We start from the raw sequence: 16,153 nt of genomic DNA, 5'->3' as shown, positions 1-16,153 counted from the left end.
ATGAAAAATTCGATATGGATTCTAGGATTGTTTTTGTTGAGTTTAAATCTTTCTGCTCAGGAAGTTCCGACAGAAATGAAAACTGAGTTTGATGCTACTTCGCTAGGTCAGGCTTTGCAAGATCTGGAAGGAAACAAAACTACAGTTGGCGAAGTTTTGGGGAAATACAAAGGAAAAACGGTGTTTTTGGACTTGTGGGCGTCTTGGTGCCCTGATTGTATAAAAGGTTTGCCGAAATTGAAGGAAGTTCAGGCGCAATATCCGGATGTTGTGTATTTGTTTTTGTCGCTGGACAGGGTTGGGAAGGAAGATGCTTGGAAAACAGCAATTGATAAATATGAAATTAAGGGTGAGCATTATTGGTTCAATGCCGAGTGGAAAAATGCTTTTACGATATATATCGGAATCAACTGGATTCCGAGATATATGTTAATAGATAAGGAAGGGAAAATAGCACATTACTACGCGATCCATGCAGATGACCCTCAAATGATGGAGACCTTGGTGGAATTAAAACTGAATCCCGAAACAGAATAAAAAAGCGCCTCTAAGAGGCGCTCTTCGTTTAATAATAAATCACATTAAACATTCACTACAAGGATTTATTTCTTAATGATTTTGAATGTTTCAACCTGCCCATCCTCAAATGTTACACGGAATACATAAGTTCCCGGAGTCAATGCCGATACATTGACCTGACCGTTAGAAACTTTTGCATTATTAATCATTTGCTGACCTGCCAAGTTAAATATAGATATACTTTCTACTGATTTCTCAGATGATATATTCAATACATCCTTCGCAGGGTTCGGATAGTAAGTGAACTCAAACGAATTCATGCCTGATACACCAAGCTCTCCTACATTGACAGTATAATCTTCTGTTTCTCCAAATGTCTGGTCTTCATCACATGCCATATCCCATGTCGCAGACCCTTCTCCTACTGCCGCTACTCTTACTCTCATTCTGTATTCTCCATCAGATATGCCTGCTGGAATTACAACATTCCCTACAACATCACTTCCGGAACCTGTTCCTATATAAGTAAACTCATCTTCTTCAAAAATGAAATTGTTGTTGTAATCAATCCAAACAGATACTGATTCAAAGCCCCATCCGCTACCTACAGTTACAGAAATAGGATATGTGTTTCCTGCTTCGACATTTGCAATTTGGTCTGTATAGCCACCGTAACCGTTAGGGCTGCAATCAGTATCATTGTCAATTCCGACAAAAGTGACATTGGTAATCAAGTCTCCATCCGTACAATACAGCACAGGTTCACAGTAGTCTGTTGGTTCAGAAATTTCTTCACACGATAAGCCAATTATATAGTTTCCTACATTCGAAGCAAATCCTTCAACCATGATCACATAAGTAGACGTTCCGTCTGAAACAAAAGATACTTCTGACTGTAGTCCACATGAATCATCATTGAATGCAATTTCATTAGTCAGTGTACAATCTGAGAATACTCTCACAAATGTATCATACCCTGATCCACATAATGAAACTGTTACCAATTGCTCTTCTCCTTCTCCCGTAAAGGTATAGAATACATCACCTGCAGAGTTACCACCTGAATCGGTTGCAAATGTTGTACTTCCTGTTTCGCTGTCTCCACAAGATAGAGCAATTGCATCTGCACAATCATCATTGGCAGGTGGTGGTAATATCTCCCCACATTGAATTGATCTTGTCAGAATTATTTCATCATCCCATTCACAATCAGAGTTAAAGTGGGTGTAGAATCTTACCAACTGATCTGCAGGCGCTGTCCAGGTTACAGAACCTGTTCCACTTGCTAAGACGGTTGTTCCTGTTTCATCTCCAATTGTTATAAAATAGCTTGTGTCAGATACTGAGAAAATATATTCTGTTCCACCTGTTGCTTGTACCATTGAATATTCTCCCGTCCAGCCCAAACCTGTAACTGTTTCAACAGCTCCGGTACACGATGGAGTATATGTATTGAATGGCCATTGTCCATTCTCTGCTTCTAAACAACCATCTGGTTCAGTAGATTCACAGGTAACACTTATTTCGAAGTTTCCTGACTCAATATCTCCGAAAATCCCTTCGTATCCTTCAACTAAAATGACGTAAGTTGAAGTTCCGTCTGACATAAAGCTTACTTCTGACTGAAAGTTACAGAAATCATCATTAAATGCTATTTCTTCAGTCAAGGTACAATCCGAGAAAACTCTGATAAACGTATCATATTCTGAACCACATAAGGAAACCGTTACCATTTCTTCTGTTCCAGATCCGGTGTAAGTGTAAAATACATCAGGTGCTGCATTCCCTCCGGAATCCGTTGCAAATAAAGTACTTCCCGAATCACTATCTCCACATGAAAGTGCTATGGCATTTTCACAGTCATCGTTTGCCGGTGGTGGTAATATCTCCCCACATTGAACGGATTTTATCAGGAATGTTTCATCATCCCATTCACAATCTGAATTAAAGTGGGTATAGAACCTTACCTGCTGATCTGCCGGTGCCGCCCAGGTTACTAAACCTGTACCGCTTGCCAATACCGTTGTTCCTGTTTCATCTCCAATTGTTATAAAATAGCTTGTGTCAGATACTGAGAAAGTATATTCCGTTCCTGCTGTTACTTGTACCATTGAATATTCTCCCGTCCAAGCAGCATCTGTAACTGTTTCAATAACCCCGATACATGATGGAGTATATGTATTGAATGGCCATTGTCCATTCTCTGCGTCTAAACAACCTTCTATTGTTTCTACTGCTTCGCAAATACCAGATATGATGAATGCTCCATCTTGTGTCGTGCTTCCCAACCATGTAGTTCCTCCGTCAACAGACGTATGAGCCATGGCATTTGTATTGGCATCGGCTTTTTCCCATCCAATCGGAGTTCCTTCTCCTCCAGCGGTAACTTTAAGCCCTATCCAGTATATAGATCCGCTGGCTCCTCCTTCCAAGGGCTCCGCAGGAAAATCTATAACAACTTCATATACGTTTTGTCCAAAAGCGGTTCCAACATTTGTTTTGGAAGTGGGTGTAATACCCATATGCGAAGCTACAAGCGTACCGGGAGAACCTCCATTATTTTCAAACAAGTAAATATCGGCTGTTCCGATATTTCTAATCACATTTAATGTAAGCCGGTCAACATTCATTATTGTATTTGCATCAACTGTAAAATCATTAGCCATTATTGAAACACTCAATGGCCCCAATGCATTTGCTAATGATCCGTCATATGTTACGTTACACTCTTCGCTTCCTCCTGTTATCTCATCAGCGTTCACTACCACATTATCCACATACCAGCTGTCACCGTCATCATTTACCATGACAAATGCTATATAGATGGTTTGGCCATCGTAAGCACTTAAGTCAACCGTCTTTTGTTCGTAAACGTTGTATGTAGCATTTAGAGTTAATTCTGTCCAGCTAGCAACATCTGCAAAACCTGCATGGTTTACCTGAGATGTAGTTGATACTTTTACATAGTACTGACCTGCCCAGTTTGCACTAAAATCTTGTCTGGTATAAAAAGTGAGCTCTGCATTTTCATAATCAGACAAATCAATAGCAGGGGTAACCATCCAGTCTTCTGCTGTGCCACCGGTAACATTTTCGTATCTTACGAATGCATAACCGCTTCCTTCATAAGGAGTGGCCGTAGCACGCCCCCAGTTAAATCCCGTACCGATACCATTGGTTCCGATAAAGGTTGTCCATCCGGCCGGAGGGAATGTGCTTCCCTCAAAGCCTTCGTTTAAAAGTTGTCCAAATCCTGTAAACGGAAAAATGGACAAGAGTAAATAAAATAAATGCTTCCTCATAAAATTTAATTGTTAAGGGTTAATAAAATTAAGAGAGGCTTACCCTCCCTTTCGGGCAATTTTAAACGAAATTTTTGACATAAAAAGTCAGATGCATCCCTAATTTCCTGAAAACAGAGAGAGTAATTATTTTTATAACTATTTAATTTTTAGTTTATTAATTATTCTAAAAGTTAAAAAATTCTATCCTTGTTATTCTATTTTTTTGTTCTTTTCTTATTCACGAATTTGTAAAGCAAATAATGCTTTTTTATCTCTTTATAATGAAAAAGGCACCCTAAAAAGGATGCCTTTAACTATTAAATATTTTTATTTAACTCTCGCTAGATTTATTTCTTAATGATTTTAAAGGTTTCGAGCTGACCTCCTTCAAGCGTCACCCTAAATACATATACGCCCGGTGAAAGGGATGTGACATCTAGTTGTGCATTCGATAAGTTCACTTTGCTCATTACCTGCTGACCTGCTAAATTATAAACTGAAACCTTTTGAATTTGTGATTTTGAATTTAAATTCAAAATATCTTTTACCGGATTTGGATAGAAAGTTAAATCTGAAGTATTCAAATCTGAAACGCTCATTACAGCATCATCCAGATAAACTGCCCATCCCGTTGCCATGAATGCAGGTCCGCTGATCCAGCCTGCGATGTATTTTCCATCTGAAGAGATTTTGTAACCAATGCCGTCAAATGTAGAAGTATCTATGTCATGATCATTTAAAAAGTCTGCCAAGAAGATTGGCTGAGCTCCTAAGTTTGGATGAAAGATGATTGGATTTCTAAGCCCTCCTTGTCCTTCTATGAAAGTTTCAGCATAACCAACTGCGATACCATTATCAGAGATGTCAGCGAAGGCCGCTGAAAGATAATCAGACGGTATTTCGTAAGTTGTAAGCTCTTCACCAGCAATTTTATAAAGGAATGGAACGCCTTCTAAGCTTCCCACGATTTCGTTGTTGTCATTGATGTTACTTGCTTCACCGTAAGCTTCACTGATTAAGGTTATATTTCCTTCTTCATCAAAATAAGCCGGCATTCTCACTGTTCCCGAAGGAAGATCATCTACCCAGCCTACTGCAATACCTTCGTTGTTTACGCCGTAAGCAGCCCCATACTCATACAAAGGGCTGTCTAAAACTTTTAAAGTTTCTGTTTGTGTATTGTAAATAAATCCCCAAGCTCCTGTTTCAACAGTCCAATCCGTTTGTCCCACTACGTACATTCCATTTTCAGAAATTGCATAAAGCGTATATGTAAAACCATCGCCCATATTGGCAAGTGGTGCCCATGCTCCGTTATTTTTTAATGCCGGAATAAAAATCTCCCCGCTTTCATCTGCCATCAATCCTAAAACCTGACCTGAATTGGTAATCTCAACGGTCTGTACTACTCCCGTTTCTGTAGATGAGGATGAGTTTGTAGTAAAATCATAATACCCATTTCCATGTACACCTTTTCCGTCATTGTTGATGTCATAAATACTCGTACCGAAATCTGTCAATTCATTTAACTTAACTTGTGCCGACACAAAAGCACCTAAGGAAATTGTACCAAGCAAAAGTGCATTTTTTAAAGAAGAAATTTTTTTCATTGTTGTTATTTTATATGAAGTAAAATTAGAATGAAATTCCTTTAGAAAAAAGAAAATGGTTTTTGAATTTCATGAAATTCTGAAAGGAAAATAAAATACAAAACATTGACTTATAGACATTTATTAAGTCAAATAAGTTTAATCTCTTTGGGAGAATTTCAACTGTGATTTGAGGGCATTAAACTGTTTCTGAAACCTTATTTGCCCAAAAATTATCAAAACTATCATTGCTAAAATGACAACAATAAGGACAAAAAATCCGATCCCAAATTTGATTTCCAAATCTTTAATTTCTGACTTAATTTCTTCTGAATGTTTCGCTAAAGAAACACTGATAGTTTTCCTTTCTTCTGTTTTATTTTGGGCTTCAGTCTCCAGGTATTTATCGTAATATTTTTGGTATTCTTCCCAATTATTGATAGCGAGATAATTATCAGCAAAACCTTTATAAATTCCCTGATTGAGAACCAAATCGCCCACATTTTTTGAAATTTCCAATGCCTTATTCAATTCAGAAATTGCATCATTGTAATTTCCCTGCAAAGTATAAACCTCTGCAAGTCCTTTTCTGGAAAAGGCTTCAAGGCTTTTTGCTTCGGCTCTGATAGCAAGATTTAGAGATTGTTGAAGGGTAATTTTCGCCGAATCCATTTGTCCCAATGTCACGAAGCAGTTTCCTTTGTTATAAGTAACAACACTCATATTTGCCAGCGTTTTATTGTTACCCATATCTTTTTTGTATTGATTAATCGAACGGTTGAAATAATCAATAGCAATATCACAACTGAGCTGGTCGCGGTATATAAAACCGCGGACTCCATGATTATTTCCGATGACCATTTGAACTGAGTCCTGGTACGGATAAGTGGCAATTATTTGGTCGGATTCGTCTAAATATTGAAGTGCTTTATCATTTATTCCGAGCTGATGATACTGCGCGGCTATCTTGTTGAGAACGGCAATTTCAGAGCGTGCATCATTACTTTTCTTGCTTAATTCTCTGGCTTTGATAGCATAATCGAGGGATTTTTCATATTCGCGTTTCGACGAATAAGCATTTGAAAGCAACAAAAGTGCATTGATTTGTCTTTTTGGTTTGTCTCTGCTGGTTTCAAACATACGGATTCCCACTTCAATAGTTTTATCAGGATCATCATAAACATTGAGCGTCGCCGCATTGTATTCTTCGTCCGAAACTTTTTGTGCAAAGGAAATCTGGGAAAAAATTAATCCAAGAAATAAAATGAAATTATATGTTTTAAACTTAAATTTCATCACACAAGAATTTCTTTTTCGGTTGAAATTTCCTTCCTTACAAATTCCACAAATGTTATCGGTGAAACACCAACAACTGATTTGAAAACTGTCGTAAATGTACTGTGAGATGCAAATCCGCACTCTTCAGCGAGATAACTCACTTTGTAATTGAGATAATTAGGTTCGGTTTTTATTTTTTCTGTTATGTAATTAATTCTTAACTCGTTGATATATGAGTTAAAATTTTTTTCTTTGTGGCGGTTGATGATTTCTGAAAGATATTTAGTGTTGGTATTGAGTTGCACCGCAAGCATTCCTAACGACATTTCTTTGCTGGTAAACCTTTTGGAAGATTCAAATTTTAACAACCCTTGTAAAATCTGGTTTTCACTTTCTTTCAGGATTGTCGTGGTCCGAGGCATTTCATTTGTAATTTCTTCGACAGCGGGAACTTCTTTTTCCTTTGGTTTTTCTTTGTTTAAATAATTGAGAAGTGTTGAATAGGTTTTCAGTTTGTTGTGGTTTCTGATGACTAGAATGATTTTAATCAAAATCAACAAAACCGTTACTGACAAAACAATCCAGAGTGAAGTTGAAAATTGATTTTTGGTTTTTAATAACTCATTGTCTTTTTCTTGATTGATGAGCTGGTGCGCAGTATTAGATGCATTATTTTCCATCCTTGTCGTTACATTTCGCAATGCAACAGCTTCTTGGTTGTGTGCATGGTATTCTTTTTTGTTGTCTAATGAAAGAAAATTGGCTGAAAGCTTCTGATGGATTTCCTGTTGCAGAAATGGATTATTTAGTTTTTTAGCAATCAAAAGCGCATTTTGAAAAACTAGGATGGAAGAATCATTTTTCTTTTCCTGAAAAAAATTATCACCTGTTGAAATGAGTGAATTAATTTCAGATGAATTTTTATGGGATTTAATTTCTCCTGAAATTTCAGCTAATAGTTTATCCGCTTCGCTATTCAACTGAAGAAAATGAAGTATCTCGGAAATTATAAATGTGCTTTGCTCAAAAGTCTTTTCCCCCTTTTTTCCAACAGAAAGATTTCTTGCTTCAAATGCGTCTGACAAAGACTGGTCATAATTTCCTTTTGCGTAGTGAGCCTGCGAGCTCAATAGAAATGCTTCTGCTTTTTGGTGGTTATTTTCGGGAGATTTTATAATGTGCTGTGCAACTTTCAATGCTTCTTCAGGATTGGAATAAACGGTTTCAAATGCTTGTTGCAACAACCTGCCGGACTCTGTGGTTTGAGAGAAAACCAGAGAACCGAAAGCAAATAAAATCAAAATCAAACAAAATTTGTTCACGATTTATACATCATTCCAACAAATATACGAGTTTTGATTCTCTAAAATAAGCGCAGGCAGTTAGAGTTTATATTATTAATTTTCATAGTTTTAATCGAATTACATTTTTATGGACATATTTGAAAACAGACTTTCGGAAGTTTCACAACATTACCAAAATGGTGATGTTTCGCTGGGATTTCGGAGAATGATAGACTCCGCTTTGGATACGGGAAAAACAAGTATTTTGAAAGACATGATTGAATTCACGGAATGGAAATACAAAGCTCAACCCGATACGGCTGCAGAAAACCAAAAGGCGCAAGGACTCATCCTCAAAATCAGAAATGCAGGAACTCCGGCGAAAGATTTGTCTGCGCAGCCACTCATTTTGGCGAAAGGCATTTCGAAATCTTATTCAAAAGGCGGATTCAAATTGGGCCCGTTAGATGTTTCGGTTCAGAAAAGCGAAATCGTCGGCTTAGTGGGTGAAAACGGAAATGGTAAAACGACTTTGCTCCGCGCTTTGGGCGGTGAATTGCAACCTGATTCGGGGAAGATTGATTATCACTTTTCGACGCCATATAAAAATTCATACGATTTACAAACGCGATTGGTTTACATTCCACAAAGGATTGAAGTTCTTCGCGGCGGATTGATGGACAACCTTCAGTTTACGCTTACCACGCACGGAATTACGGGTGAAGATAATTTTTACCTGGCGCAAACGATGCTGGCGCGAATGGGACTTTGGCCGTACAAAGATTTGAACTGGAACCGTCTTTCTTCCGGATATAAAATGCGTTTTGAACTTGCTCGGACTTTGCTTCGAAAACCGGAGGTTTTGCTGCTGGATGAGCCTTTGGCAAACCTTGACATTTTGGCCCAGCAAATCATTTTGGAAGATTTGAGGTATTTGTCCAGTTCTCTCCTTCATCCGTTTGGTGTGGTTTTGAGCTCGCAGCAATTGTATGAAGTGGAAAAAGTTTCGGACAAAATTATCTTTTTGGACAAAGGAAAATTGGTCAATGACAGTTCCATACAGCCTGAAATTGAAAACGAAAAATATTTGATTTTGGAAGTGGATTCTTCTGCGGAAAGAGAAAAATTACAACTTCAATTGCAATCTGCCGGATTGGTAAAAGTGCATTTCAACGGTGGAAATTATGTGCTTTATTTCGCAGAGGATAAATCGATTCAGGATGTGATGGCAGTGATGAGCAGTGAGAAAATTCCTGTGACCTACATCAGAGATATTTCAAATTCAAGCCGTCGTTTTTTTATAAATTAATTCAAGATGATTAAAAAATTAAATAAATATTTACTCGAAAACCATCCTTTGGTTTGGAACACGCGACTTGTTTGGATGCTTCTGATTATGGGGTTGATGCATATTGGATTTTTTGTGATTGGATTTTTTGCTTATTTTTCTGCTGTTGATTTACATGATTCTGATTTGTTTGACAGCTATTTGGAATCGGGTTTTGTATGGATTGGGATTTTGCTTTCGATTTTGATTTTGATTCTTTGGATGAATCAATATTTCAAACAAAACGCATTTAAGTTCCATTATCCTAAAAGTAAATTATCTCTCTTCAAAGAATTTTTGATAATATTTCTGATTTCACTTTTGTGTATTACGCAGTACTTTTCTTATACCAAAGGATTACAGATCCGCGTTTCCGGACTGAAAACAACTGAGCAATTGGAAAAAGAAATTGATCTCACCAATTTAGCTGCCGCATTTGCACTGCAATCTTCTTATTATGGAAATGATTATCGAACTTCTTATTTTTATTCACAATCAAATCGTTGTGTAGATGTTCCAGCTTTTGATTCGCTTGTTTCCAAGGATGAAGTTCTGAAATTGCATGTTTCGAAAGAATTTAAAAGAAATGTTGTAGATTATGCTGCAGAGGACACTATCAACTATCATAAATTTCCGGATAGCATTTTCTATCCTCTGTACAAAAATGATGAATTTGAAGATGTTTTGATAAGAAGCTTTCCGAAACGGAAAGCTTGGAGATCAACTCAGGATTACAAAACAAATGAACCATTTGTCAAAAGAGATAATTATAATGGATATTATGAAGAACATATTGTTGTAGAAGATGTTTCTGAGACGGCTTCAGATGTTGTATACTCTGCTGGATCAAGTACTTATCAATACTATAATTTAAACAGTATTTATAATTATTGTGGAGTGGTCGTTAATCCTTTTGATTCTACCAAAACAGATAATACATATGCAAAACAAGTATTCAAATTATTAAATGAAGATCAAAAAACAGAAATTCAAGCTTTATTAAATAACTATCAAAAACTGGCAGATGAATATGAGGTTGGCTATAGGTTCAAAGACAAGAAGTGGATAGATTATGTTTACAATCCTCCTTATTATTTTGTTGATTATGAATTAACTTCACCTTCGAGGTATGATGACAATGACCACAAACGTTACAAAAAAGATTATTTTGCTCAGGCAGATATGGAAAGATCCCTAAAAACTATAATAGAAGCCAAATCAGGGGTTATAGACTCATACAGTTATTTAATAGTTCTCTATATCGCATTAGGAATCTCATTACTCGTTTATACATTTAGAATTACAACAATGCGTACATGGGTTATTTCAGTTGTAGGATCTATTGTCGTCTTTTTTGTTTACTTCTGCCTTTATTTTGCATTTGGAATGCTTTTTTCAACAATCAATGAAACCTATGCGCTCATCTTGGTTTTGTCATTTATCTTTCTGTTTTTTATTTTAGCATCTTCAGGTATTTTGTGTGGCAAGAGAAAACTGATTACAGGTGTTAATTTTATTTGGAGCATTTGGACGTTTGGATTTATATTTCCAATTTTACTGGGACTATATAGAATTTACCTGGAATGGAAATATCCTGTTTATTTGTCTCAATCAGAAAATGTTACACTTTTTAATAGACATCCGCATATAGAATGGATGAATGATCACTCTGAATTAATTCTTTCCATCAATTTGGTTTTAGTGTTTTTATTCTTAATTTTAATCATTCCTGCAATCAAAAAATGGAAAGCAATGCCCGAAGAATAACGGTTTATAAGCTGTCAATAAGATTTTTTGATTAACAAACTTTAACAAATTTCTATCAATAAATTAGCGCATTAATTTGTTTAATTTGTTCAACTTAGCGTGCTTAATTGAAACCAGACAATGCAAACTGAAACAACTTCGTTAGATATAAAACAAATCAGTCAAGAAATCGAAAGAGAAAGCCATGCCATCCATCGGCTTTCCACTGAAATCAACAAAAAAGTAATCGGACAGGAAAAAATGGTAGAAAGCCTTTTGATAGGGCTTTTGGCTAATGGTCATATTTTGCTGGAAGGCGTTCCCGGACTGGCAAAAACTTTGGTAATCAAAACCCTTTCCGATGCCGTTGATGGTGCATTTTCACGCATTCAGTTCACACCAGATCTGTTGCCTGCAGATGTCGTGGGAACTTTGATTTACAACATCAAAGAAAATGATTTCAAAATCAAAAAAGGACCAATTTTCGCCAATTTCGTATTGGCCGATGAGATCAACCGTTCTCCTGCAAAAGTGCAGTCCGCATTATTGGAAGCGATGCAGGAAAAACAAGTGACCATCGGTGATGAAACCTACAAGCTCGAAAATCCATTTTTGGTTTTGGCTACGCAAAATCCGGTGGAACAGGAAGGAACTTATCCTTTGCCGGAAGCCCAAGTTGACCGTTTCATGTTGAAAACTGTGATTACTTACCCGTCACGTGAAGCCGAACAAATGGTACTTCGCAACAGCATCGACGATACTTTTCATAAAGTTGAAAAAGTGATTTCATTGCAAGAAATTCTAAGTTCCAGAGACATGGTGAAGAAAGTTTACATGGATCAAAAAATTGAAAAATACATTCTCGATATCATATCTGCCACCAGAAATCCGGAAGAATTTGGTTTGTCAAAACTGAAACCTTTGATTTCGTTTGGCGCTTCACCACGCGGAAGCATCAATTTAGCTTTGGCAGCAAGAGTTTATGCGTTTTTGAGACGACGTGCTTATGTAATTCCGGAAGATGTACGTGCCATGAGCAAAGATGTTTTGCGCCACAGAATCGGATTGAGTTATGAAGCGGAAGCGGAAAGCATCAATGCAGATCAGATCATCGACGAAATTTTAAACGCAGTTCCAATTCCTTAAAATTCTGTATAATGTATGAATGTACAAAGTATTAAGTATCACAACTTGAAACTTTGAACTTGAAACTCAAAACCTGCTTTGGACACAAAAGAAATCATTAAAAAAGTAAAACGAATCGAGCTTAAAAGCCGTCGTAAAGCCAACAATCTTTTTATGGGCGAATACCATAGTTCATTCAAAGGTCGTGGGATGATTTTTTCTGAAATCCGTCCGTACCAATATGGCGATGACGTCCGAAATATCGACTGGAACAAAACCGCGCATTTCAACGAGCCTTATGTTAAAATCTTTGAAGAAGAACGCGAATTAACGATGATTTTGATGGTCGATATCAGTGCTTCGGAAAATTTCGGAACGCGCAAACAATTGAAATCAGAAACGGTTGCGGAAATCTGTGCGACTCTGGCTTTCTCGGCAATTACTTACAATGATAAAGTCGGATTAATTCTTTTTTCGGAAGAAGTGGAATTGTTCATTCCGCCCAAAAAAGGAAAAAAACACGTGCTCAGAATCATACGTGAACTGGTGAATTTTGAACCGAAAAATAAAGCTACAAATTTTGAAAAAGCATTGGAATTTTTGATGAATTCTTTCAAACGAAAAGCCAATGTTTTTGTGCTTTCTGATTTTGTAGATGCAGGAAATTATGAACGCAATCTGAAAATTGCCGCTAAAAAACATGACATCACCGGAATCAGAATTTATGACGAAAAAGAAACCTTTTTCCCAAATATTGGATTGGTTACAATTCAGGACAATGAAACCGGAGAAAAACGATTGATCAATACTTCTTCACCTGCTGTGAGAAAGAATTATGAAGAATTTTATGCTTTGGCAAAATTAAATTTCGAAAAGAATTTTAATCTTTCCGGCGCAGGAAATCTGAACATTCGAACCGATGAAGATTATATCAAACCTTTGTTGAATTATTTCAAAAAACATTCTGTGAAATGATGGTTATTGGTCGTTGGTTGCTGGTTATTGGTTGTTGGAGGTTTTATTGCCTTTTGCCTTTTGCCTTTTGCCTTGTTTCTATTTTCTCTTTCGGTCAAGTCAAAACAGAAATCGATACTACACGTATCAAAATTGGTGAACCGATTCAATATACATTAAGCGTTCCCCTTAATTCAAAAGATAAAATTCAACTTCCTCAATTCCAAGATACATTGAGTTTTCACATCGAAATTCTCGACCAAAAAATCGATACCGTTTTAGATGGGGAAAAGAAAAGATTGGTCCAACATTTATCGATTACGAGTTTCGACCCGGGAGATTTTCTGATTCGTTCGTTTCCGGTGATTATAAACGATGATACTTTGCTTTCCGCTTCCTTTCAAATCAAGGTCGATGAGGTAAAAATTGATTCTGCGAATCTGGGTGGATTTCCCATCAAACCCATCATGGATGAAGAATATACGTGGAAAGATTATTGGGCCAAATATTGGGTTTATTTTGTGGTGGGAGCGATTGTTCTCATTGCGTTATTGATTGTTTTGATTTTATTTCTTCGTGATAAAAAACGAAAAGACGAGAAATCTTATAACATCAAAACGCCTTACGAAGAAGCGATGGAATCTTTGAAAAACATTGACAAGAAAAAATACCTGGAAAAAGAACAAATTTATCCGTTTTATTCAGATTTGTCTTATACTTTGCGCAGGTATATCGGTTGCGTTTACACCTTTTCTTCGCTTGAGTTATTATCGGACGATTTGATTGAATATTTCAGGAAAACTACTCATTTAGACAAAAACGATTTAGAGAAATTAAAAGAATTTTTATACGATTCGGATTTGGTAAAATTTGCAAAATCGGAACCTGACGAGTATAAGCACTCTTTTTACAGAAAGTGGGCGGAAGATTTGATTGAAAAAATCAAACCTTTGGAATTGGAAGACAATACCGTTCCCGAAATAAAACCCAATGAAAAATTTAGAAAATTAAAGTAATGGGAAATTTCGAGTTTCAAAATCCGTGGCTGTTGCTATTTCTGCTGATCATTCCTTTGATTATTTTCATCCGGATTAAAAACAGAAGACCACAGCCTGCAATGAAAATTTCTTCCTTGAAAGCCTTTTCCGGTGGAGAAAGTTTTTTATCAAAATTAAAACCATTGCTATTTCTTTTGAGGTTGATTGCGATTGGATTGTTCATCGTTGCACTGGCGCGTCCGCAAATCGTTGAAATCAGTTCCACTGTTAAATCTGACAAAGGTGTCGATATTTTGATGGTCGTTGATACTTCGCTCAGTATGCTTGCGCGCGATTTGAAGCCAGATCGACTGGAGGCTTTGAAAGAAGTCGCGGAAAATTTTTCAGTGCATCGTCCTACGGACAGAATTGGTTTGGTTGCTTATTCGGGAGAAGCCATCGCAAAAGTTCCGTTGACCACAGACCATCGTGTTTTGGTAAATGAAATCCGTCAGTTGCAAACAGGAGAATTAGAAGATGGAACCGCCATCGGAGTGGGACTTGCAACGGCGATTAATCATTTGAAAGACAGCAAAGCAACCAGTAAAATTGTAATATTAATTACAGATGGGGTTGAATCGATTGATTATGCCAACGATTTGATGTATGTTTCGCCGGAAGCAGCTGCGCAAATCGCTGTAGAAAAAGACATAAAAGTTTATACAATCGGGGTTGGAACCAATGGAATGGCACCGTTTCCGACGAGAAGAGATTTTTTTACGGGTGAATTAATTTTCGACATGCAGCCTGTGGAAATTGACGAACCTTTGTTGGAACACATTGCTTCAGAAACCGGAGGAGAATATTTCAGAGCGACTGACAACCAATCCTTGGAAGAAATTTATAAACAAATTGACCGCTTGGAAAAAACTGAAATCAATGAAATTAAATATTACAATTACACAGAATTGTTCGGGAAATTCCTCACTTTTGGATTAATCTTTTTGTTTTTAGAGTTGATTTTACGTAAAACTATATTCAAAGAATTAACCTGATGGATTGGGGCAGTTTTGAAAATATCGCTTGGTTAACTTTCCTGATTTTATTTATCGGATTGGCAATTCATGTTTATAAATGGAGAATCAAAACAAGAGAAAATTTTGCCGACTCCAATTTAATTAATTCCATTTTTCCTCAAACTTCTAACAACCGTTTCCGATTCAAAATAATCTTGACTTCAGTTGGAATTTTATTTTTGGTCATTGCCTTGATGGATCCGCTTTTTGGAGAGGAAGAAGTAAAAGTTAAACGCGAAGGAATTGACATCGTGTATGCTCTGGATTTGTCAAACAGTATGGACGCGCAGGACGTTGCTCCAAGCCGTTTGGATAAAGCCAAAAAAATCATTTCCGAATCGGTGCAGCAATTGGGCGGTGACCGTGTAGGATTGATTGTTTTTGCGGCGGATGCTTATGTGATTTCGCCTTTGACAAACGATTACAGCGCAATTCAATCCTACATAAACAGTGCTGAAACCAATTTGATTTCACAGCAGGGAACCAATTTTGGGGATGTTTTGCTGAAATCTTCAGAATTGTTTCAGGGTGCACCAAGCACCGGAAAATTATTGGTCATTCTTTCGGACGGAGAAGACAACGAATCGAGTTTGTCAAAAGCAATTGATTTGGCAAAAAGTAATAAGATCCACATCGCAACGCTCGGAATCGGAACCAAATCCGGCGGTCCAATTCCCGTTCAGATGGGTGGTTTTGAAGAATACAAAATGGACCGATACGGTGAAACGGTAATTTCGAAATTGGATGAATCTTCCATGAAGTCGCTAGGGGAATCCTCTTCAGGAGTTTACATCAGAATCAATAAAACACAAGCCGGATTGGAAGATTTACACAGATACTTGAACAGTTTAGACAAAAATGTCCAGGATACTGCTATGCGTAAAGACAAAAAACATATCTTTCAGCTGTTTTTGGCGTTGGGATTGTTACTTATATTTATAGATACTTTAACAACTGACCATAAACTTTTTAACAACAAAAAGCAATAGTTTTGC

12 protein-coding genes are annotated in these 16,153 nt (G+C 36.9%); 8 read left to right on the top strand and 4 right to left on the bottom strand.

Going from position 1 to position 16,153, the window contains the following annotated elements; translation table 11 throughout:
• The gene (locus B8977_RS00360) at positions 1-537 is read left to right on the top strand and encodes a TlpA family protein disulfide reductase (protein WP_084015293.1); all 537 of its coding nucleotides are present in this window, start codon (positions 1-3) and stop codon (positions 535-537) included.
• Between the two features lie 65 nt (positions 538-602).
• Here B8977_RS00360 and B8977_RS00355 read toward each other — a convergent pair whose 3' ends face one another.
• From B8977_RS00355 to B8977_RS00340, 4 genes are all read right to left on the bottom strand, one after another.
• Positions 603-3,821, bottom strand: coding sequence for a T9SS-dependent choice-of-anchor J family protein (locus B8977_RS00355; protein WP_084015292.1), 3,219 nt, complete (start codon positions 3,819-3,821; stop codon positions 603-605).
• Between the two features lie 329 nt (positions 3,822-4,150).
• Entirely contained in the window at positions 4,151-5,413 is a 1,263-nt protein-coding gene (locus B8977_RS00350; RefSeq protein ID WP_084015291.1) for a T9SS type A sorting domain-containing protein, read from the bottom strand.
• Between the two features lie 138 nt (positions 5,414-5,551).
• Positions 5,552-6,688 (bottom strand): tetratricopeptide repeat protein, encoded by a 1,137-nt coding sequence (locus B8977_RS00345; protein WP_084015290.1) that lies wholly within the window; start codon positions 6,686-6,688, stop codon positions 5,552-5,554.
• Complete coding sequence (locus B8977_RS00340; RefSeq protein ID WP_084015289.1) at positions 6,688-7,992, bottom strand: helix-turn-helix domain-containing protein; 1,305 nt, start codon at positions 7,990-7,992, stop codon at positions 6,688-6,690. The genes B8977_RS00345 and B8977_RS00340 overlap by 1 nt, the downstream gene beginning before the upstream one ends.
• 109 nt (positions 7,993-8,101) lie before the next feature.
• On the opposite strand from B8977_RS00340, the gene B8977_RS00335 reads away from it, so the two are divergent.
• The 7 genes from B8977_RS00335 to B8977_RS00305 all read left to right on the top strand — a co-directional run bounded on the left by B8977_RS00335 (position 8,102) and on the right by B8977_RS00305 (position 16,147).
• Positions 8,102-9,262 carry an ABC transporter ATP-binding protein gene (locus B8977_RS00335; protein ID WP_084015288.1) on the top strand — a complete coding sequence of 387 codons (1,161 nt, stop codon included), beginning with the start codon at positions 8,102-8,104 and terminating at the stop codon, positions 9,260-9,262.
• Between the two features lie 6 nt (positions 9,263-9,268).
• A complete protein-coding gene (locus B8977_RS00330) occupies positions 9,269-11,047 on the top strand; it encodes a hypothetical protein (RefSeq protein WP_084015287.1) in 1,779 nt (592 codons plus the stop codon).
• A gap of 120 nt (positions 11,048-11,167) precedes the next feature.
• Positions 11,168-12,172, top strand: a complete 1,005-nt coding sequence (locus B8977_RS00325; protein ID WP_084015286.1) for an AAA family ATPase — start codon at positions 11,168-11,170, stop codon at positions 12,170-12,172.
• Between the two features lie 78 nt (positions 12,173-12,250).
• Entirely contained in the window at positions 12,251-13,126 is an 876-nt protein-coding gene (locus B8977_RS00320; protein ID WP_084015285.1) for a DUF58 domain-containing protein, read from the top strand.
• Positions 13,123-14,121, top strand: a complete 999-nt coding sequence (locus B8977_RS00315; RefSeq protein WP_084015284.1) for a BatD family protein — start codon at positions 13,123-13,125, stop codon at positions 14,119-14,121. Before B8977_RS00320 ends, B8977_RS00315 begins: the two co-directional genes overlap by 4 nt.
• A complete protein-coding gene (locus B8977_RS00310) occupies positions 14,121-15,137 on the top strand; it encodes a VWA domain-containing protein (protein WP_084015283.1) in 1,017 nt (338 codons plus the stop codon). The genes B8977_RS00315 and B8977_RS00310 overlap by 1 nt, the downstream gene beginning before the upstream one ends.
• The gene (locus B8977_RS00305; protein ID WP_084015282.1) at positions 15,137-16,147 is read left to right on the top strand and encodes a VWA domain-containing protein; all 1,011 of its coding nucleotides are present in this window, start codon (positions 15,137-15,139) and stop codon (positions 16,145-16,147) included. The genes B8977_RS00310 and B8977_RS00305 overlap by 1 nt, the downstream gene beginning before the upstream one ends.
• Positions 16,148-16,153 lie beyond the last annotated feature (6 nt).

It is taken from the genome of Moheibacter sediminis (genome assembly GCF_900176425.1).
Classification (GTDB): domain Bacteria; phylum Bacteroidota; class Bacteroidia; order Flavobacteriales; family Weeksellaceae; genus Moheibacter; species Moheibacter sediminis.
Note: the sequence above shows the minus strand (reverse complement) of the source record. Positions and strands in the feature narration are given on the sequence as shown.

Excerpts from the sequence above, each read along its gene's own strand:
- B8977_RS00360 (WP_084015293.1), top strand. The coding sequence starts at position 1 with ATGAAAAATTCGATATGGATTCTAGGATTGTTTTTGTTGAGTTTAAAT.
- B8977_RS00355 (WP_084015292.1), bottom strand. The coding sequence starts at position 3,821 with ATGAGGAAGCATTTATTTTATTTACTCTTGTCCATTTTTCCGTTTACA.
- B8977_RS00350 (WP_084015291.1), bottom strand. The coding sequence starts at position 5,413 with ATGAAAAAAATTTCTTCTTTAAAAAATGCACTTTTGCTTGGTACAATT.
- B8977_RS00345 (WP_084015290.1), bottom strand. The coding sequence starts at position 6,688 with ATGAAATTTAAGTTTAAAACATATAATTTCATTTTATTTCTTGGATTA.
- B8977_RS00335 (WP_084015288.1), top strand. The coding sequence starts at position 8,102 with ATGGACATATTTGAAAACAGACTTTCGGAAGTTTCACAACATTACCAA.
- B8977_RS00330 (WP_084015287.1), top strand. The coding sequence starts at position 9,269 with ATGATTAAAAAATTAAATAAATATTTACTCGAAAACCATCCTTTGGTT.
- B8977_RS00325 (WP_084015286.1), top strand. The coding sequence starts at position 11,168 with ATGCAAACTGAAACAACTTCGTTAGATATAAAACAAATCAGTCAAGAA.
- B8977_RS00315 (WP_084015284.1), top strand. The coding sequence starts at position 13,123 with ATGATGGTTATTGGTCGTTGGTTGCTGGTTATTGGTTGTTGGAGGTTT.
- B8977_RS00310 (WP_084015283.1), top strand. The coding sequence starts at position 14,121 with ATGGGAAATTTCGAGTTTCAAAATCCGTGGCTGTTGCTATTTCTGCTG.
- B8977_RS00305 (WP_084015282.1), top strand. The coding sequence starts at position 15,137 with ATGGATTGGGGCAGTTTTGAAAATATCGCTTGGTTAACTTTCCTGATT.